This window comes from Kitasatospora sp. NPDC094015, assembly GCF_040304075.1.
Lineage (GTDB): Bacteria > Actinomycetota > Actinomycetes > Streptomycetales > Streptomycetaceae > Kitasatospora.
In genome coordinates, this window is sequence record NZ_JBEOUL010000030.1 from 82,092 (window position 1) to 97,417 (window position 15,326).

At 72.9% G+C, this 15,326-nt stretch carries 14 protein-coding genes, 5 tRNA genes and 1 pseudogene; 6 read left to right on the forward strand and 14 right to left on the reverse strand.

Features of this window, described 5'->3' with window-relative positions:
• Nucleotides 1–248: 248 nt before the first annotated feature.
• Nucleotides 249–965 carry a 2-phospho-L-lactate guanylyltransferase gene (gene cofC / locus ABT014_RS28110; protein WP_350642008.1) on the forward strand — a complete coding sequence of 239 codons (717 nt, stop codon included), beginning with the start codon at nt 249–251 and terminating at the stop codon, nt 963–965.
• A gap of 29 nt (nt 966–994) precedes the next feature.
• On the forward strand, nt 995–1,219 hold the full coding sequence (locus ABT014_RS28115; protein WP_350642009.1) for a hypothetical protein: 225 nt from the start codon (nt 995–997) through the stop codon (nt 1,217–1,219).
• Between the two features lie 30 nt (nt 1,220–1,249).
• Here ABT014_RS28115 and ABT014_RS28120 read toward each other — a convergent pair whose 3' ends face one another.
• Both ABT014_RS28120 and ABT014_RS28125 read right to left on the reverse strand, forming a co-directional pair.
• Complete coding sequence (locus ABT014_RS28120; RefSeq protein ID WP_350642010.1) at nt 1,250–1,537, reverse strand: hypothetical protein; 288 nt, start codon at nt 1,535–1,537, stop codon at nt 1,250–1,252.
• Nucleotides 1,534–1,872, reverse strand: a complete 339-nt coding sequence (locus ABT014_RS28125) for a hypothetical protein (protein WP_350642011.1) — start codon at nt 1,870–1,872, stop codon at nt 1,534–1,536. Before ABT014_RS28125 ends, ABT014_RS28120 begins: the two co-directional genes overlap by 4 nt.
• Before the next feature lie 139 nt (nt 1,873–2,011).
• Between ABT014_RS28125 and ABT014_RS28130 the strand changes: the two genes are divergently transcribed.
• On the forward strand, nt 2,012–2,773 hold the full coding sequence (locus ABT014_RS28130) for a GntR family transcriptional regulator (protein WP_350642012.1): 762 nt from the start codon (nt 2,012–2,014) through the stop codon (nt 2,771–2,773).
• Nucleotides 2,774–2,950: 177 nt separating this feature from the next.
• On the opposite strand, the gene ABT014_RS28135 is transcribed toward ABT014_RS28130, so the two are convergent.
• The 4 genes from ABT014_RS28135 to leuC all read right to left on the reverse strand — a co-directional run bounded on the left by ABT014_RS28135 (nt 2,951) and on the right by leuC (nt 6,341).
• Nucleotides 2,951–3,688 carry an HU family DNA-binding protein gene (locus ABT014_RS28135; protein WP_350642013.1) on the reverse strand — a complete coding sequence of 246 codons (738 nt, stop codon included), beginning with the start codon at nt 3,686–3,688 and terminating at the stop codon, nt 2,951–2,953.
• Between the two features lie 133 nt (nt 3,689–3,821).
• A complete protein-coding gene (locus ABT014_RS34615; protein ID WP_502895116.1) occupies nt 3,822–4,169 on the reverse strand; it encodes an SCO5555 family protein in 348 nt (115 codons plus the stop codon).
• 148 nt (nt 4,170–4,317) lie between these two features.
• Complete coding sequence (leuD, locus tag ABT014_RS28145; protein WP_350642014.1) at nt 4,318–4,914, reverse strand: 3-isopropylmalate dehydratase small subunit; 597 nt, start codon at nt 4,912–4,914, stop codon at nt 4,318–4,320.
• Nucleotides 4,915–4,919: 5 nt separating this feature from the next.
• Nucleotides 4,920–6,341, reverse strand: coding sequence for a 3-isopropylmalate dehydratase large subunit (gene leuC / locus ABT014_RS28150; protein WP_350642015.1), 1,422 nt, complete (start codon nt 6,339–6,341; stop codon nt 4,920–4,922).
• 231 nt (nt 6,342–6,572) lie between these two features.
• Between leuC and ABT014_RS28155 the strand changes: the two genes are divergently transcribed.
• The gene (locus ABT014_RS28155; RefSeq protein ID WP_033823066.1) at nt 6,573–7,286 is read left to right on the forward strand and encodes an IclR family transcriptional regulator; all 714 of its coding nucleotides are present in this window, start codon (nt 6,573–6,575) and stop codon (nt 7,284–7,286) included.
• Nucleotides 7,287–7,449: 163 nt separating this feature from the next.
• Here ABT014_RS28155 and ABT014_RS28160 read toward each other — a convergent pair.
• From ABT014_RS28160 to ABT014_RS28195, 8 genes are all read right to left on the reverse strand, one after another.
• A tRNA-Gln gene (locus ABT014_RS28160) sits at nt 7,450–7,524 on the reverse strand.
• A gap of 4 nt (nt 7,525–7,528) precedes the next feature.
• A tRNA-Glu gene (locus ABT014_RS28165) sits at nt 7,529–7,601 on the reverse strand.
• 22 nt (nt 7,602–7,623) lie between these two features.
• Nucleotides 7,624–7,696, reverse strand: a tRNA-Glu gene (locus ABT014_RS28170).
• A gap of 38 nt (nt 7,697–7,734) precedes the next feature.
• A tRNA-Glu gene (locus tag ABT014_RS28175) sits at nt 7,735–7,807 on the reverse strand.
• Nucleotides 7,808–7,844: 37 nt separating this feature from the next.
• Nucleotides 7,845–7,916: transfer RNA gene (locus ABT014_RS28180), tRNA-Gln, on the reverse strand.
• A 175-nt stretch (nt 7,917–8,091) separates the two neighbouring features.
• Complete coding sequence (gene gltX / locus ABT014_RS28185; protein WP_350642016.1) at nt 8,092–9,597, reverse strand: glutamate--tRNA ligase; 1,506 nt, start codon at nt 9,595–9,597, stop codon at nt 8,092–8,094.
• A 10-nt stretch (nt 9,598–9,607) separates the two neighbouring features.
• A complete protein-coding gene (locus ABT014_RS28190; RefSeq protein WP_350642017.1) occupies nt 9,608–10,408 on the reverse strand; it encodes a fumarylacetoacetate hydrolase family protein in 801 nt (266 codons plus the stop codon).
• Between the two features lie 226 nt (nt 10,409–10,634).
• Complete coding sequence (locus ABT014_RS28195; protein WP_350642018.1) at nt 10,635–10,859, reverse strand: hypothetical protein; 225 nt, start codon at nt 10,857–10,859, stop codon at nt 10,635–10,637.
• 612 nt (nt 10,860–11,471) lie between these two features.
• Between ABT014_RS28195 and ABT014_RS28200 the strand changes: the two genes are divergently transcribed.
• Nucleotides 11,472–15,248: a nitrate- and nitrite sensing domain-containing protein gene (locus ABT014_RS28200; RefSeq protein WP_350642019.1), complete on the forward strand. Its 3,777-nt coding sequence runs from the start codon at nt 11,472–11,474 to the stop codon at nt 15,246–15,248.
• Between the two features lie 10 nt (nt 15,249–15,258).
• Nucleotides 15,259–15,326: pseudogene (locus ABT014_RS28205) on the forward strand (roadblock/LC7 domain-containing protein); the annotation flags it as partial.

Genomic DNA, 15,326 nt, shown 5'->3' on the forward strand with positions numbered 1-15,326 from the left:
CGGCCTTCGCCGGCGGGGCCGTGGGCCCGGTCCGCACCCGTACCGCCGTGACCGGCGGGAGAGGTCCCGACCTGCGGCCCGCCGCCGGCCGCACGGCCGGGCGGCGCCCCAGGCGCGGACCAGTCTCACCTGCGGACCTGCCGGCTGTCGAGCGGACCTGCCCGTCGGCCGCGGGCACGTGAGCAACCGCACGCCGGGCGCGCGGTGCGGCTGGCCAGGGCCGCGGACCCGGCGCCACAATGGCGCCGATGACCCAGGACACCGTACGCCCCGCCGGGCCGCTCCCGCCCGCTCCCTCCCCGCGGCGACCCGGCGCGGACGCTCCCGGTGCGCCGGGCTGGTCCCTGGTGCTGCCGGTCAAGCCGCTCGAACTGGCGAAGAGCAGGCTGGCCCCGTTCGCCGGGGCGCGGCGGCCCGAACTGGCGCTGGCGTTCGCGCTGGACACCGTCACGGCGGCGCTCGCCTGCCCGCCGGTGGCCCGGCTGCTGGTGGTCACCGGGGACGCGCTGGTGGCCGAACGGGTCCGCGCGCTGGGCGCCCTGGTGGTCGCGGACGAGCCGGTCGGCCGCCGCGGCGGGCTCAACCCGGCACTGGCGCACGGAGCAGCGCGAGCGCTCCAGCACGCGCCGCGCGCCCCCGTCGCCACCCTGTCCGCCGACCTGCCCGCGCTGCGCCCGGCCGAACTCGCGCTGGTCCTGGCCGCGGTGCCCGCCGGCCGGCGGGCCTTCCTCGCCGACACCCCCGGCACCGGCACCACCCTGCTGGCCTGCCCGCCGGGCCTGCCGCTCGGCCCCGCGTTCGGACCGGGCTCCCGCGACCGGCACGCCGCCCGCGGCGCCCGCGAACTCCCGCTGGCCGGCGTCCCGTCGGTGCGCCGGGACGTGGACACCGCGGCCGACCTGCTGGAGGCGCTGGCGCTGGGCGTCGGAGCGCACACCGCCGCGGTGGCCGCCACCCTGGTCTGAGCCACCGGGGCGCTCGCTATGCTGCACGCATGCAGGCCACCTCGTTCACCTTCGACCCGGCGACCCGGACGGGCTCGGTACTGCTCGACGACGGCACCCCGGTGCCCTTCGACGCCGCCGCCTTCGACGCCGGCGGCCTGCGCCTGCTGCGCCCCGGCCAGCGCGTCCGGATCCGCACCGAGGGCAGCGGCGAGGCCCGCCGGGTGGTCTTCCTGACCCTGCAGACCTTCCCGGACCCGGGCGCCGAGGCCTGACCGCCGTACCGCCCTGGCGGGTACCAGAACCTAGGCCCCGGCCGGCCGCACCGTGACGGTGTACGGGCGGCCCGCCAGCCGGAAGGTCACCTCCAGCCGCCCCTCCCGGGCCAGCGCCTGCGCCACCCGCGGCACCGCCTCCGGTCCGAAGTACCCCTGACAGGCCTCGTACTGGGCCCAGCCGAGCGGCAGCATCCGCAGCGCCTCCCAGAGCGCCGCCATCGCGTCCGGCAGCCGGTTGAAGGTGGCGGGCAGGGTGATCCCCTCGATCACCACGGTCACCGCCGTCGACGCCGCCGCCGTGTTGCTGGTCGTCATGGTCCGCGCTCCTCGCTCTCCTGGTCGCGGCCCGCCTGCTCGGGTCCGCCGTCGCCCCGGCCGTCCGTGCGCCCACCCGTCCCTGCCCCGGGCCGGTCGTCGACCTCCGCCCAGATCAGCTGGGCGCCGGCGCAGGACCGGTGGCCGAAGCGGTCCGCCCCGGCGAGCACGGCGAGCAGCTCCCGGTGGGCCGCCTCCCCCGAGCAGCCGAGCGGCACCTCCACCCGGTACCCGCCGCCCTCCGGCCGCCGGCGGACCCTCGCCCTGGCCCCGGTGACGCCGGCGAGGCGACGGGCGAGGATCCCGGCGAGGTCGAACGACCTGGTGGTGCGCACGCGACGTTTCTCCTTGCGGGCAACCGCTCACACGTGGTGATTCTAACTCATTAGATTGCTCCTGATGGATTAAATTGTCAATGCCGTATCACCCGCCCTGCCGAACGCGGCCGGGCCGAGCCTGCGCCAGGAGTGATGGATGCCCTCACAGGAGCCCCCTTACCTGCGGGTCGCGGACGACCTGCGGCGCCGGCTGACCCGCGGCGAATGGCTGGTGGGCGAGCGGCTGCCGTCCCGCGCACAGCTCGCGGTCGAGTACGGCGTGGGGCCGAACGTGCTCCAGCGGGCGCAGGAACTGCTCATCACCGAGGGGCTGCTGGAGGGCCGGGCCGGCTCCGGCACCTACGTGCGGCTGCCGACCGAGCGCCGGCCGATGGTGCGCTCCCGGCACCGCGGGCTCAGCGGGCCCTCGCCGTTCCGGGCCGACCACGGCAACCGGGAGCCGGCCGGCAGCTGGGACGCCAACAGCTTCGCCCGCACCCCGGCGCCGCCGGCGATCGCCGACCGGCTCGGCATCGAACCCGGCGAGCCGACCGTGCGCACCTGCTACGAGTTCCTCACCGACGGCCGACCGGTGCAACTGGCGGAGAGCTGGGAGCCGATGGCGGTCACCGGCGGGACCCCGGTGCTGCTGCCCGAACTCGGCCCGCTCGCCGGGCAGGGGCTGGTCGAGCGGATGGCCTCGATCGGCGTGGTGGTGGACCACCTGGTGGAGCGGCCGCGTCCGGCCCGGGCCACCCAGGCGCAGGCGCACCTGCTGGGCATCTCGGCCGGCGATCTGGTGACGCTGGTGGAGCGGACCTACTTCGACGTGGACGGGCGGGCGGTGGAGACCGCCGACGTGGTGATCCCGGACTCCCGCTGGGAGATCGTCTACGAGCTCCCGGTCCAGGGGCGCTGAACCCGCGTCACCCCGCCACCGGCACCACGCGCCGCCCCCGGGCGGGAACGGAAACGGCTGCGGCGGCCCACCCCGGAGTGATCCGGGGCACGGGCCGCCGCAGCCGTACCGGTGCGCGCACCGTCACCTCGCCACCGCGGGCACCGGCGTCGCCGGTGCCCGGGGAGCCGCCGGGGACTACTTGGCGGTCGCCTTGCGCGCGGTGGTCTTGCGCGTGGCGGTCTTCTTCGCCGGCGCGGTCTTCTTGGCCGCGGCCGTCGCCTTCTTGGCGGTGGTGGTCTTCTTGGCCGCCGCGGTCTTGGCGGTGGTGGCCTTCTTCGCCGCGGTCTTCGCCGGCGCGGCCTTCTTGGCGGCCGCCGTGGTCTTGGCCGCGGTGGTCTTGGCCGCCGTGGTCTTCGCCGCGGTGGTCTTGGACGCCGTGGAGCGGGCGGTGGTGGTCTTCTTGACCGCCGCCTTCTTCGCGGTGGTGGTCGCCTTGCGGGCGGCCGTCTTCTTCGCGGCGGTGGCCGGAGCGGCGGCGGCAGCGGCGGCGGCGCGCTTGGTGGCGGCGCGCTTCACGGCAGCGGTGGTGCCGCCCTTGCCCGGGGTGAGGGAGCCCTTGGGGGCCTTCTTCACCGAGGGGCCGTCCTTCGGCAGCTTCTTGGCGCCGGAGACCAGGTCCTTGAAGCCCTGACCCGGACGGAAGCGCGGGACCGCGGTCTTCTTGACCTTGACCCGCTCGCCGGTCTGCGGGTTGCGGGCGAAGCGCGCGGAGCGCTCCACCTTCTCGAAGGTGCCGAAACCGGTGACCGACACGCGGTCTCCTGCCACAACGGCACGCACCATGGTGTCGAGCACTGCGTCGACGGCCTCTGCGGCAGCCTTGCGACCGCCCAGCTGCTCGGCCACCGCTTCGACAAGCTGAGCCTTGTTCACGTCTTCCCCTTCGGAAACGGGCGCCGGATGATTCCATCCGTTCATTTCGCACGTTAGGTATGTATCTGCGGACTTTCAATTACCAAACGTGTGAATCACCCTAGTGTCGCAATGGATTTGCGCGTCGGCGACCTCACGGGCGCGGCTGCCGCCCCTCGTCGAGGTCTTGCACAAAGCGACTCAACCGCCGCGCCGCCTCCGGAAGATCGCGCTTGGCGGTCTCCGTGACGATGAGCAGTTGCCGGGTGAGAGCGGTCTTTGCATCCGTTGACACGTTCAGCGCAGAAACGCGAGCGTGCGCTTGCTTCAACCGCTCGGCCACTAGCGCGTAGAGCGCCGTGACTTCCGAGTCGTCCGGTTCCTCAGCAGGTGAGGTGTGTTGGTCCGTCCGGTCGTCAATTCGACTGCCGGCTGCACCGTCCGTCCCCTCCGTCGCGGCGGGTTCGCCACCCGGGCACGGAGGTTCGGGGAGCCGGTGCATGCAACGATTGTGCCATCTGTACGGAGTTGCGCTGCCCCGGGGGTTTATGCCGACCGGGCCGGCCGTCCGAACTCCCGTCCCGAACAGCCGAAGACCCGCCCCCCCGAGGGGAGGCGGGCCATCCGGCGAAGCATCAGAAAGCAGCGGCTCAGGCCACCGGGAGGGTCCGCGGCTTGAAGGCCGGCCGGGTCGTCTCGAAGGCGGCGATGTCGGCCTCGTTCTGCAGCGTGATGCTGATGTCGTCCAGGCCGTTCAGCAGCCGCCAGCGGACGTTGTCGTCCAGCTCGAAGGAGGCGTGCACGCCCTCGGCGCGGACCTCCCGGGCCTCCAGGTCGACGGTGATCTCGGCGGTCGGGTCGGCCTCGACGAGCTGCCACAGCCGCTCCACCGTCTCCTGCGGCAGAACCACCGTCAGGAGGCCGTTCTTCAGCGAGTTGCCGCGGAAGATGTCGGCGAACCGCGAGGAGATGACGGTCTGGAAGCCGTAGTTCTGCAGCGCCCAGACGGCGTGCTCGCGGGAGGAGCCGGTGCCGAACTCGGGGCCCGCCACCAGCACGGTGGCGCCGGCCCGCTCGGGGCGGTTCAGCACGAAGGACTCGTCCTTGCGCCAGGCCTCGAACAGGCCGTCCTCGAAGCCGCTGCGGGTGACCTTCTTCAGCCAGTGCGCCGGGATGATCTGGTCGGTGTCGACGTTGCTGCGGCGCAGCGGGACGGCCCGGCCGGTGTGGGTGGTGAACTTCTCCATGCTGCTCAGGCCTCCACAGCGACGTTGGACGACAGGTCTGCGGGCGCCGCCAGCCGGCCCAGCACGGCGGTGGCCGCGGCGACCTGGGGCGACACCAGGTGGGTGCGGCCGCCCTTGCCCTGGCGGCCCTCGAAGTTGCGGTTGGAGGTGGAGGCGCAGCGCTCCCCCGGGGCCAGCTGGTCCGGGTTCATGCCCAGGCACATCGAGCAGCCGGCGTGCCGCCATTCGGCGCCGGCGGCGGTGAAGACCTTGTCCAGGCCCTCCTCCACGGCCTGCAGCGCGACCCGCACCGAGCCTGGCACGACCAGCATCCGCACGCTGTCGGCGATGGTGCGGCCCTCCAGGACGGCGGCGGCGGCGCGCAGGTCCTCGATCCGGCCGTTGGTGCAGGAGCCGACGAAGACCGCGTCCACGGCGACCTCGCGCAGCGGCGTACCGGCCTCCAGGCCCATGTACGCGAGCGCGTTCTCGGCCGCGGTCCGCTCCTGCGGGTCGGCGAAGGAGGCCGGGTCCGGCACCTCGGCGCCCAGCGGCGCGCCCTGGCCGGGGTTGGTGCCCCAGGTGACGAACGGGGTGAGCTGGGCGGCGTCGATGAAGATCTCGTGGTCGAAGACCGCGTCCTCGTCGGTGGCCAGGGTCTCCCAGTAGGCGACCGCGGCGTCCCAGTCCTCGCCCTTGGGGGCGTGCGGGCGCCCCTCCAGGTAGTCGAAGGTGGTCCGGTCCGGGGCGATCATGCCGGCCCGGGCGCCCGCCTCGATGGACATGTTGCAGATGGTCATCCGGGCCTCCATGGAGAGGCTGCGGATGGCCGAGCCGCGGTACTCCAGGACGTAGCCCTGGCCGCCTCCGGTGCCGATCTTCGTGATCACGGCCAGGATCAGGTCCTTGGCGGTGACGCCGTCGGGCAGCTCGCCCTCGACCGTGATCGCCATGGTGCGGAACGGGGCCAGCGGCAGCGTCTGGGTGGCCAGCACGTGCTCGACCTGGCTGGTGCCGATGCCGAAGGCCAGCGCGCCGAAGGCGCCGTGGGTGGAGGTGTGCGAGTCGCCGCAGACCACGGTGGTGCCCGGCTGGGTCAGACCCAGCTGCGGGCCGACCACGTGCACCACGCCCTGCTCGATGTCGCCCAGCGAGTGGATCCGCACCCCGAACTCGGCGGCGTTGCGGCGCAGCGTCTCCAGCTGCACCCGGGAGACCGGGTCGGCGATCGGCTTGTCGATGTCCAGGGTGGGGGTGTTGTGGTCCTCGGTCGCGATCGTCAGATCGGTCCGGCGGACCTTGCGGCCGGCGAGCCGGAGGCCGTCGAAGGCCTGCGGGCTGGTCACCTCGTGCAGCAGGTGCAGGTCGATGTAGAGCAGGTCGGGCTCGCCCTCGGCGCGCCGGACGACATGGTCGTCCCAGACCTTCTCCGCCAGTGTCCGTCCCATCGCTTTCCCTCCAGCCGGCCGCATTGCCGGCCTTCTCGTGTCGTCGAGGTCTCTTCCCGAGCCACCCTGGTGAGGCTCGCCGCAGGCGACCTGCACGCCGGATCGTGTCCAGGATGCGGACACCTCGGTAAGGGTCCGCCCTGGGTGTCTCCCGGGCTGCTGCATCCAGAGTGGCGCTTTTCTCGCCGGATTGAACTTGCGTCTCGCGTACTGAGACTGCAGTATCGAGACATGGACAACACAAGCGGCGTCGGCGTTCTCGACAAGGCCGCTCTGGTGCTCAGCGCACTGGAGTCGGGCCCCGCCACGTTGGCGGGGCTGGTCGCCGCCACCGGTCTGGCGCGGCCCACGGCCCACCGGCTCGCCGTCGCACTCGAACACCACCGCCTGGTCACCAGGGACATGCAGGGCCGCTTCATCCTCGGCCCCCGACTCTCCGAACTCTCCGCCGCGGCCGGCGAGGACCGGCTGCTGGCCGCCGCCGGCCCGGTGCTCACGCACCTGCGCGACGTCACCGGCGAGAGCGCCCAGCTCTACCGCCGGCAGGGCGAGATGCGGATCTGCGTGGCCGCCGCCGAGCGGCTCTCCGGCCTGCGCGACACCGTGCCGGTCGGCTCCACTCTGCCGATGAAGGCCGGCTCCGCCGCGCAGGTCCTGCTCGCCTGGGAGGAGCCGGAGCGGCTCCACCGGGGTCTGCAGGGCGCCCGGTTCACCGCCACCGCGCTGAGCGGCGTACGGCGGCGCGGCTGGGCCCAGTCGATCGGCGAGCGGGAGCCCGGCGTGGCCTCCGTGTCGGCGCCGGTCCGCGGCCCCTCCAACCGGGTGGTGGCCTCCGTCTCGGTCTCCGGCCCGATCGAGCGCCTCACCCGCCACCCGGGCCGGCTGCACGCCCAGGCCATCATCGAGGCCGCCAACCGCCTCACCGAGGCACTGCGCCGCGGCTGAGCCCCGGCCGGCGCCCCGCCGTGACGAAAACCCGCCGTGACGAAAAAGGCCCGCCCCGAGCGATCGGGGCGGGCCTTCGAACATCCCGGCGCACGGCGCTCCCCGTCGGAAAAGCGCGGCGGTTCCGGAAAAACAAAAAGCCCCGGTCACCCGGAGCTGTTGTTGGCTGGGGTACCAGGACTCGAACCTAGACTAAATGAACCAGAATCACTCGTGCTGCCAATTACACCATACCCCAAAAGTACCCCCGACCGGATTCGAACCGGCGCTACTGCCGTGAGAGGGCAGCGTGCTAGGCCGCTACACAACGGGGGCCCGCACCATCACTGGTGCTGAGTACCCCCGACCGGATTCGAACCGGCGCTACTGCCGTGAGAGGGCAGCGTGCTAGGCCGCTACACAACGGGGGCATACTCATATCTTTATTCAGTTTGCAATTTGCATTGCGTACCCCCGACCGGATTCGAACCGGCGCTACTGCCGTGAGAGGGCAGCGTGCTAGGCCGCTACACAACGGGGGCGTGTACCACTTGTACTGCTTGCACCACTTGTACTGCGCTGGGGTACCAGGACTCGAACCTAGACTAACTGAACCAGAATCAGTCGTGCTGCCAATTACACCATACCCCACCAGAGTTCGACCCCTGCGGGGCCCTCCTCGGTGTCTCGCGCCTCCCTGCCCGGGCGGCGCAGAAAGAACATTACCCGACGCGCGGCCCGGCTCCAAAATCGATAACCGCAGGCAGCGCCGCCGGCACCTGCGGACCTGGTCAGCGCACCAGGCCCGCAGGTGTCCGGGACCGGCTCAGGAGGCCGGCAGCAGCTCCAGGGCGGCGCCCAGCCGGCGCAGCGTCTCGGCCCGGCCGAGCAGCTCCATCGACTCGAAGAGCGGCGGAGAGATCCGGCGGCCGGTGACGGCCACCCGCAGCGGGGTGAAGGCGAACTTGGGCTTGATGCCCAGGCCCTCCACCAGCGCCTCGCGCAGCGCGGCCTGGATCGGCTCCGGGGTGAAGTCCCCGAGCTCCTCCAGCGCCTTGATGCTGGCCTCCAGCACCGGGCGGGCGTCGGCGGTCAGCACCTTGGCCGCGTCCTCGGGGTCGACCGCGAACTCGGCCGGGTCGACGAACAGGAAGCCGGCCATCGGGACGATCTCGCTGAGCACCACCATCCGCTCCTGGGTGAGCGGGGCCACCGCGGCCAGCAGCGCCAGCTGCTCGGCGCTCGGCTCGGCCGGCAGCAGGCCGGGGGCCTGGAGGTAGGGCACCAGCCGGCGGACGAACTCCTCGGGGGCCAGCTCGCGCACGTGGCGGGCGTTGATCGCCTCGCACTTCTTCAGGTCGAAGCGCGCCGGGTTGGCGTTCACGTCGGCGATGTCGAAGGCGGCGACCAGCTGGTCCATCGAGAAGTGGTCGTCGTCCGCGGAGAGCGACCAGCCCAGCAGGGCCAGGTAGTTGAGCAGCCCCTCGGGCAGGAAGCCGCGCTCGCGGTAGAGGTTGAGCGAGGCCTGCGGGTCGCGCTTGGAGAGCTTCTTGTTGCCCTCGCCCATCACGTACGGCAGGTGGCCGAAGCGCGGGGTGGTGCCGTTGCCGACGCCGATCTCGGCGAGTGCGGCGTAGAGCGCGATCTGGCGCGGCGTCGAGGAGAGCAGGTCCTCGCCGCGGAGCACGTGCGTGATCTCCATCAGCGCGTCGTCGACCGGGTTGACCAGGGTGTACAGCGGAGCGCCGTTGGCCCGGACGATGCCGAAGTCGGGGACGTCCTTGGGGTCGAAGGTGATCGGGCCGCGGACCAGGTCGTCGAAGGTCAGCGCCTGGTCGGGCATCCGGAACCGGACGATCGGCTGCCGGCCCTCCTGGCGGTAGACCTCGACCTGGTCGGCGGTGAGCTCGCGGCAGTGGCCGTCGTAGCCGCTGGGCCGGCCGGCCGCGCGGGCCGCCTCGCGGCGGGCGTCCAGCTCCTCGGTCGAGCAGTAGCACTCGTACGCGTGGCCGGCCGCCTTGAGCCGGGCCGCGACGTCCGCGTAGGTCTCCATCCGCTGCGACTGCCGGTACGGCGCGTGCGGGCCGCCGATCTCGGGGCCCTCGTCCCAGTCGAAGCCGAGCCAGCGCATCGCGTCCAGCAGCTGGTTGTAGGAGTCCTCGGAGTCGCGGGCCGCGTCGGTGTCCTCGATCCGGAAGACCAGCTTGCCGCCGTTGTGGCGGGCGAAGGCCCAGTTGAACAGGGCGGTCCGGACCAGGCCGACGTGCGGGTTGCCGGTCGGGGAGGGACAGAAGCGGACCCGGACGGTCGGGTCCAGCTCGGAGTTAGCCACGCTTGAAGCCTCAATCACGGGAGATGACCTTGTTGGCGAGAGTGCCGATACCTTCGATGGTGACGGCGACCTCGTCGCCGACGCCGATGGGGCCGACACCCGCGGGGGTGCCGGTGAGGATGACGTCGCCCGGGAGCAGGGTCATCGCTTCGGAGATGTGCGCGATCAGCTCGGCGACCGGGCGGACCATCAGCGAGGTCCGGCCGGCCTGCCGCAGCTCGCCGTTGACGGTGCAGGTGACCGCCAGGTCGGCCGGGTCGAGGTCGGTCTCGATCCACGGGCCGAGCGGGCAGGCGGTGTCGAAGCCCTTCGCGCGGGCCCACTGGCCCTCGCGCTGCTGCACGTCGCGGGCGGTCACGTCGTTGGCGCAGGTGTAGCCGAGGATCACCTCGGGCACCCGCTCGACCGGCACCTCGCGGCACATCCGGCCGATCACCACGGCCAGCTCGGCCTCGTGCTGCACGTCCGAGGAGAACGGCGGGTACGCGATGGCCTCGGTCGGGCCGATCACCGAGGTGGAGGGCTTGAAGAAGGTCAGCGGGACGGCCGGGACCTCGTTGCCGAGCTCGGCGGCGTGCGCCGCGTAGTTGCGGCCGACCGCGACGATCTTGCTCGGGAGCATCGGGGCGAGCAGGCGGACGTCCTGGAAGCGGTAGCTCTCACCGGTCGGCTGCGGAGCCCCGAACGGGTGCCCGGCCAGTGCGTGCAGCACCAGCGATTCGGGCTTCGAGGGATCGCCCTCGATCACGCCGAAGGAGACGCTGCCGGCGGCAGGGCTTCCTTCCCGGACGGAGAACCTGGCAATGCGCACTGCCCAGCAACCTCTCGGTTCGTCGGCCGCCGGGGCGCCCGGACGCTGGCGGGGCCCGCGGATCGGGGCCCTGCACGATCGTGCCCAGGCTATCGCGTGGGCCGTCGCCCACGGTCGCGGCGGGCTCGAGGGCCTCGGCGGGGTCTTCCCCGGCGCACCCACCCCCGGGAACGCCGGAGGGCGCCGACCGCAGCGGTGCGGTCGGCGCCCTCCGGGGCGGTCGGGGTCAGTCCAGCGGGATCCGCGGGGCCGGCGCGACCATCAGCACGGTGCGGCGCGGGTTGGCGGTGCTGTCGGGCAGCTCCGCGGCGTACTCGCGGGGCGTCTGCGCGGCGAGGAAACCGGGCAGCTGGCCGAAGTCCTCGACGGAGGCCAGGGTGGTCCGACGCGGGTTGGCCGTGGGGCGGCAGTTGAGCGTGGACTTCGAAGCCTTCTTCGTCGGCTCGGACATTGCGTCACACCTCGGGGTCGGAGACCGGCGGCGGGCGACCGACCCGATCGGGGCGGCGCTTTTGGACCGGCCTCGGGATGGGCAGGCTGGAATCGCGGCGGGGCACAGCGGAGCGTCCCGTCGGAGCAAGGCTAAGGATCTCCTTTCACAGCCGCCGTGACCAAAGCTACACATAGCGCTGTGACTTTGCTCACATTTCACCGGAAAATTGCCGCGATCTCGGCCAATTCCGACCTCGGAGAATGGCCGACATAGGGGATATCTCGGACATTTTGGGACCTCCGGCACTCAGGTGAATCCGCAGCCCACTTGGCATGCATCCGGCAAGTGTCCGAAAAGGGCCGTATTCCGGCACCCCTACCGCACAGTCCGTGAGGCGGTGCGCGCACTGGGTAGCCCAGGACACCGACGGGTAACGCCCCTTGTTGGACTTCTCGCGCTGTGCTGGAATGCCACGGAAAAACTCGACACCGTCCTATCCCGCCAGTCGCGGGAGGGGCGCCCGGTCCAGAGGTTGCGACGCCAGTGCAGGGACGTTTCAAGAGGGGCAGCGGCGCCGCGGGTGACCCGGAGCAGCGCGAGCCCATGTCAGGCTCCCACCAGGCAGCACCGATGACCGGCGCTGCCGCCGATCGGTTGACTTCCGGCGGCTCCGAGCCAGACGCAGGCGAACACGCCGCCGGCGCGGACAGCGCCGAGCACGCCGACAAGGAGAGCCGCCGATCCCGGCTGCGCGGTTCACTGAACCGCCGCCGGGCCACCGGCATCAGCCGCTTCGCCATGAAGAACTGGCGGATCCGGACCCGCCTGATCGCGCTGCTGCTGCTCCCCGTGATGGTCGCGCTGGTGCTCGGCGGCCTGCGGGTGCAGACCTCGCTGGAGAACTCGCGGCAGCTGGCGCAGATGAAGGACCTGGCGGACCTGGCCCGTAAGGCCACCGCCCTGGCCAACGCGCTGCAGACCGAGCGTGACGTCAGCGCCGGCCCGATCACCGCGGACGCCAACCACCTGAACCCCGAGGACCCCGAGGTCACCGAGGCGAAGAAGAACAGCGACGCGCTGAGCAAGGCGTTCAACGCCAGTGCCGACAAGTTCGACGAGCTCGACCTCGCCGGTGGCAAGACGCTGCTGCTGCAGGTCCGCAAGGACCTCAACCAGCTCACCGCGGCCCGCAACAACGCATACCGGAGTCCTGACAACATCCAGGCCACCATCACGAGCTACGACGTGATGATCAAGGACCTGATCGACATCATCCAGGACCTGGCGATCACCTCGAACAGCACCGAGCTGATCAAGACCACCCGTGCGCTGCGGCAGTTCTCGCTGGCCAAGGAGAGCACCTCCATGCAGCGCGCGCTGATCAGCGCGGCGCTCGCCCGGCCCGGCCAGCCCGACCTGAGCACCTCGGACGAGACCTTCGGCATCCGCCTCCAGGGCGCCGAGGACAACGCGCTCGCCAACTTCACCGCGATCTACGGCGAGGGCGAGGCACGCGCCAAGCGGGCCCAGATGAGCTACAACCAGCTCATCGCCGAGGCCGACCGCTTCACCAAGGCCGTGCTCAACCCGAACGGCATCCAGCAGGCCGAGAGCCGCAGCTACAAGAGCTGGTACGACGACGCCACCGCGAAGATCACCGCGGAGCGGAACATCGAGACCGGCCTGGTCGACGACCTCGACGGCAAGGCCCAGGCGCTGCAGTCCGACGCCGACACCGAGGCCCTGATCAACGCGGCGCTGGTCGCCATCGTGCTCATCGTCGCCATCGCCGGCGCGGCCCTGATGGCCCGCTCGATGGTGCGCTCGCTGACCCGACTGCAGTCCGCGGCCGAGGACGTCGCCGAGCGGCGACTGCCCGAGCTGGTCAAGACCCTGTCCGAGAGCGACCCGCAGGACGTCGACGTCACCGTCGAGGCGGTCGGCGTCGACTCCGCGGACGAGATCGGCCACGTGGCGCACGCGTTCGACATGGTGCACCGCGAGGCCGTCCGCCTCGCCGCCGAGCAGGCGCTGCTGCGAGGCAACATCAACGCGATGTTCACCAACCTCTCGCGCCGCAGCCAGGGCCTCATCCAGCGCCAGCTGTCGCTGATCTCCGAGCTGGAGAGCCGCGAGGCCGACCCGGACCAGCTGGCCAGCCTCTTCAAGCTCGACCACCTCGCGACCCGCATGCGCCGTAACGGTGAGAACCTGCTGGTCCTCGCGGGTGAGGACCCGGGCCGCCGCTGGACCCGCCCCGTCCCGCTGGTCGACGTGCTGCGCGCCGCCGCCTCCGAGGTGGAGCAGTACGAGCGCATCGAGCTCGCCGCGGTCCCGTCCACCGAGGTAGCCGGTCGCGTCGTCAACGACCTCGTCCACCTGCTCGCCGAGCTGCTGGAGAACGCCACCTCGTTCTCCAGCCCGCAGACCCGGGTCCGGGTCACCGGCCACGCGCTGCCGGACGGCCGCGTGCTGGTCGAGATCCACGACACCGGCATCGGCCTCAGCCCCGACGACCTCGCGGACATCAACGAGCGCCTCGCCAGCCCCCCGGTGGTGGACGTCTCGGTGTCCCGCCGGATGGGTCTGTTCGTGGTCGGCCGCCTGTCCCTGCGACACGGCATCCGGATCCAGCTCCGCCCCAGCGACTCCGGTGGCACCACCGCGCTGGTCATGCTCCCGGTCGACGTCACCAACTCCGCCGACCGCCGGGGCGGCCGCCCCGGCCAGGGCGGTCCGGCCGGCAAGCAGCAGCGCGGTGCCGGTCCGACCCCGCGCCAGCAGGGCCGGGCCGGTGCGGCCGACGCGCTGTCCGGCCGCCAGGCGGCCGCGCTCGGCCAGGGCCCGGGCGGTGCCCCGGGCGGGCGTCCGCAGCTCGGCGGCGCGCCGCAGGGCAACGGCCCGCAGGGCGGTCAGCAGAACCGCGGTCAGGGCGGCGGCGGGATGTTCGGCGGCCAGCCCTCGGGCGGTCCCGGCGCCCCCGCCGGCAACGGCGGTCCCACCGGCAACGGTGGTCCCGGCGCTCCCGCGGGCGCCGGTCTGCCGACCCGCGAGGTCGGCCAGTCGCTCCAGGGCGGCGGCCCGGCCCCGCAGGCCAACCCCTCCCCCGACATGCCGCCGCGGCGGGTGCCCGGCGCCTCCGGTGCGCCCGGTGCGCCCGGTGCTGGTGGTCCCGGTGCCGGTGGTCCCGGCGGGATGCCCCGCCGCTCCCCGCGCCCGCAGGAGGCCCCGAACGGCCGCCGGCCGGCCGGCGAGCGCCCGCAGCAGCGGCCCGGCGCCGAACTGCCGGAGAGCGCCGCACCGTTCGGCGAGCGTCCGCAGCACGGCCGGGCCGACCAGGCGCCGCAGGCGGACCCCGCCCGCGGCGGGCTGGCCCCGCGCCGCCCGCAGGCGCCGCAGGGTCCGCAGAACCCGCAGAACCGTCCGGCGCAGCCGCAGCAGCAGTCGCAGCAGGCGCCGGCCGAGAGCGCGGCCGAGAGCACCGCCCAGTTCGCCCGGCCCCGGTTCGAGGCCAGCGACATCGACCCCCGGGACCCGCTGGGCCTCGGTCTGGTCGAGCCGGTGCTGCCGAGCGTGCCCGGCCCCGCCGGCCAGCAGCAGCCCCAGCAGGGCCAGCCGCAGCAGGCGTTCGCGCCGCAGCAGGGCCAGGCGCCCGGCGCCCGGCGCCCGCAGCGCCAGGCCGGTGGCGAGCGGCCGCAGCCGATGGCGCTGCCGACCGGCCCGGGCGCGGAGGACACCCAGCAGTGGTTCCGCCCCGAGGACGGCGAGCAGGGCGACCGCCCGCGTCCGTACCAGCCGCAGCGCCCGGGGACCTCGGCCCCCGGCATCGCGGCGCAGGGCCGTCCGCAGCAGGGTCACCCCCAGCAGCAGCGGCCGGCTCCGCAGGGCCGCCCGCAGCAGGCGCCGCAACAGCAGGCCCCCCAGCAGCAGGCCCCGCAGCAGGCGCGCCAGCAGGCACCCCAGCCCCAGCAGGCACCTCAGCAGCGCCAGGCGCCGCAGGGTCCGGCCCAGCCGCCCCTGCAGCCGGAAGCCCCGTGGCGCCCGTCGGCCAACGACGAGCGCTGGCGGCGGGCCGAACAGCTGCGCGAGCCCTCGACCGGTGGCCTGACCACCTCCGGGCTCCCGCGCCGCACCCCGCAGGCCAACCTGGTGTCCGGCACGGCGGAGTCCTCTCCGCTGACCGGCCCGCAGGTGTCCCGCAGCCCCGAGGAGGTGCGCGGCCGGCTCACCAACCTGCGCCGCGGCATCCAGCAGGGCCGCCAGGCGGGTACCGGCGCCAACCCCGGCGCCGCCCCGCAGGGCTTCGACGGTTTCGGCGGCGCCGCACGCGGCAACCGTCCCGGTCATGACGGGCAGCGCAACGCCGATGGCACCACCGGCTTCGGCCCCGACCACCAGGAGCGTTGAGTTGAGTCAGATGAGCCAGGCCGCACAGAACCTGAACTGGCTGATCACCAATTTCGTGGACAACACCCCCGGGGTGTC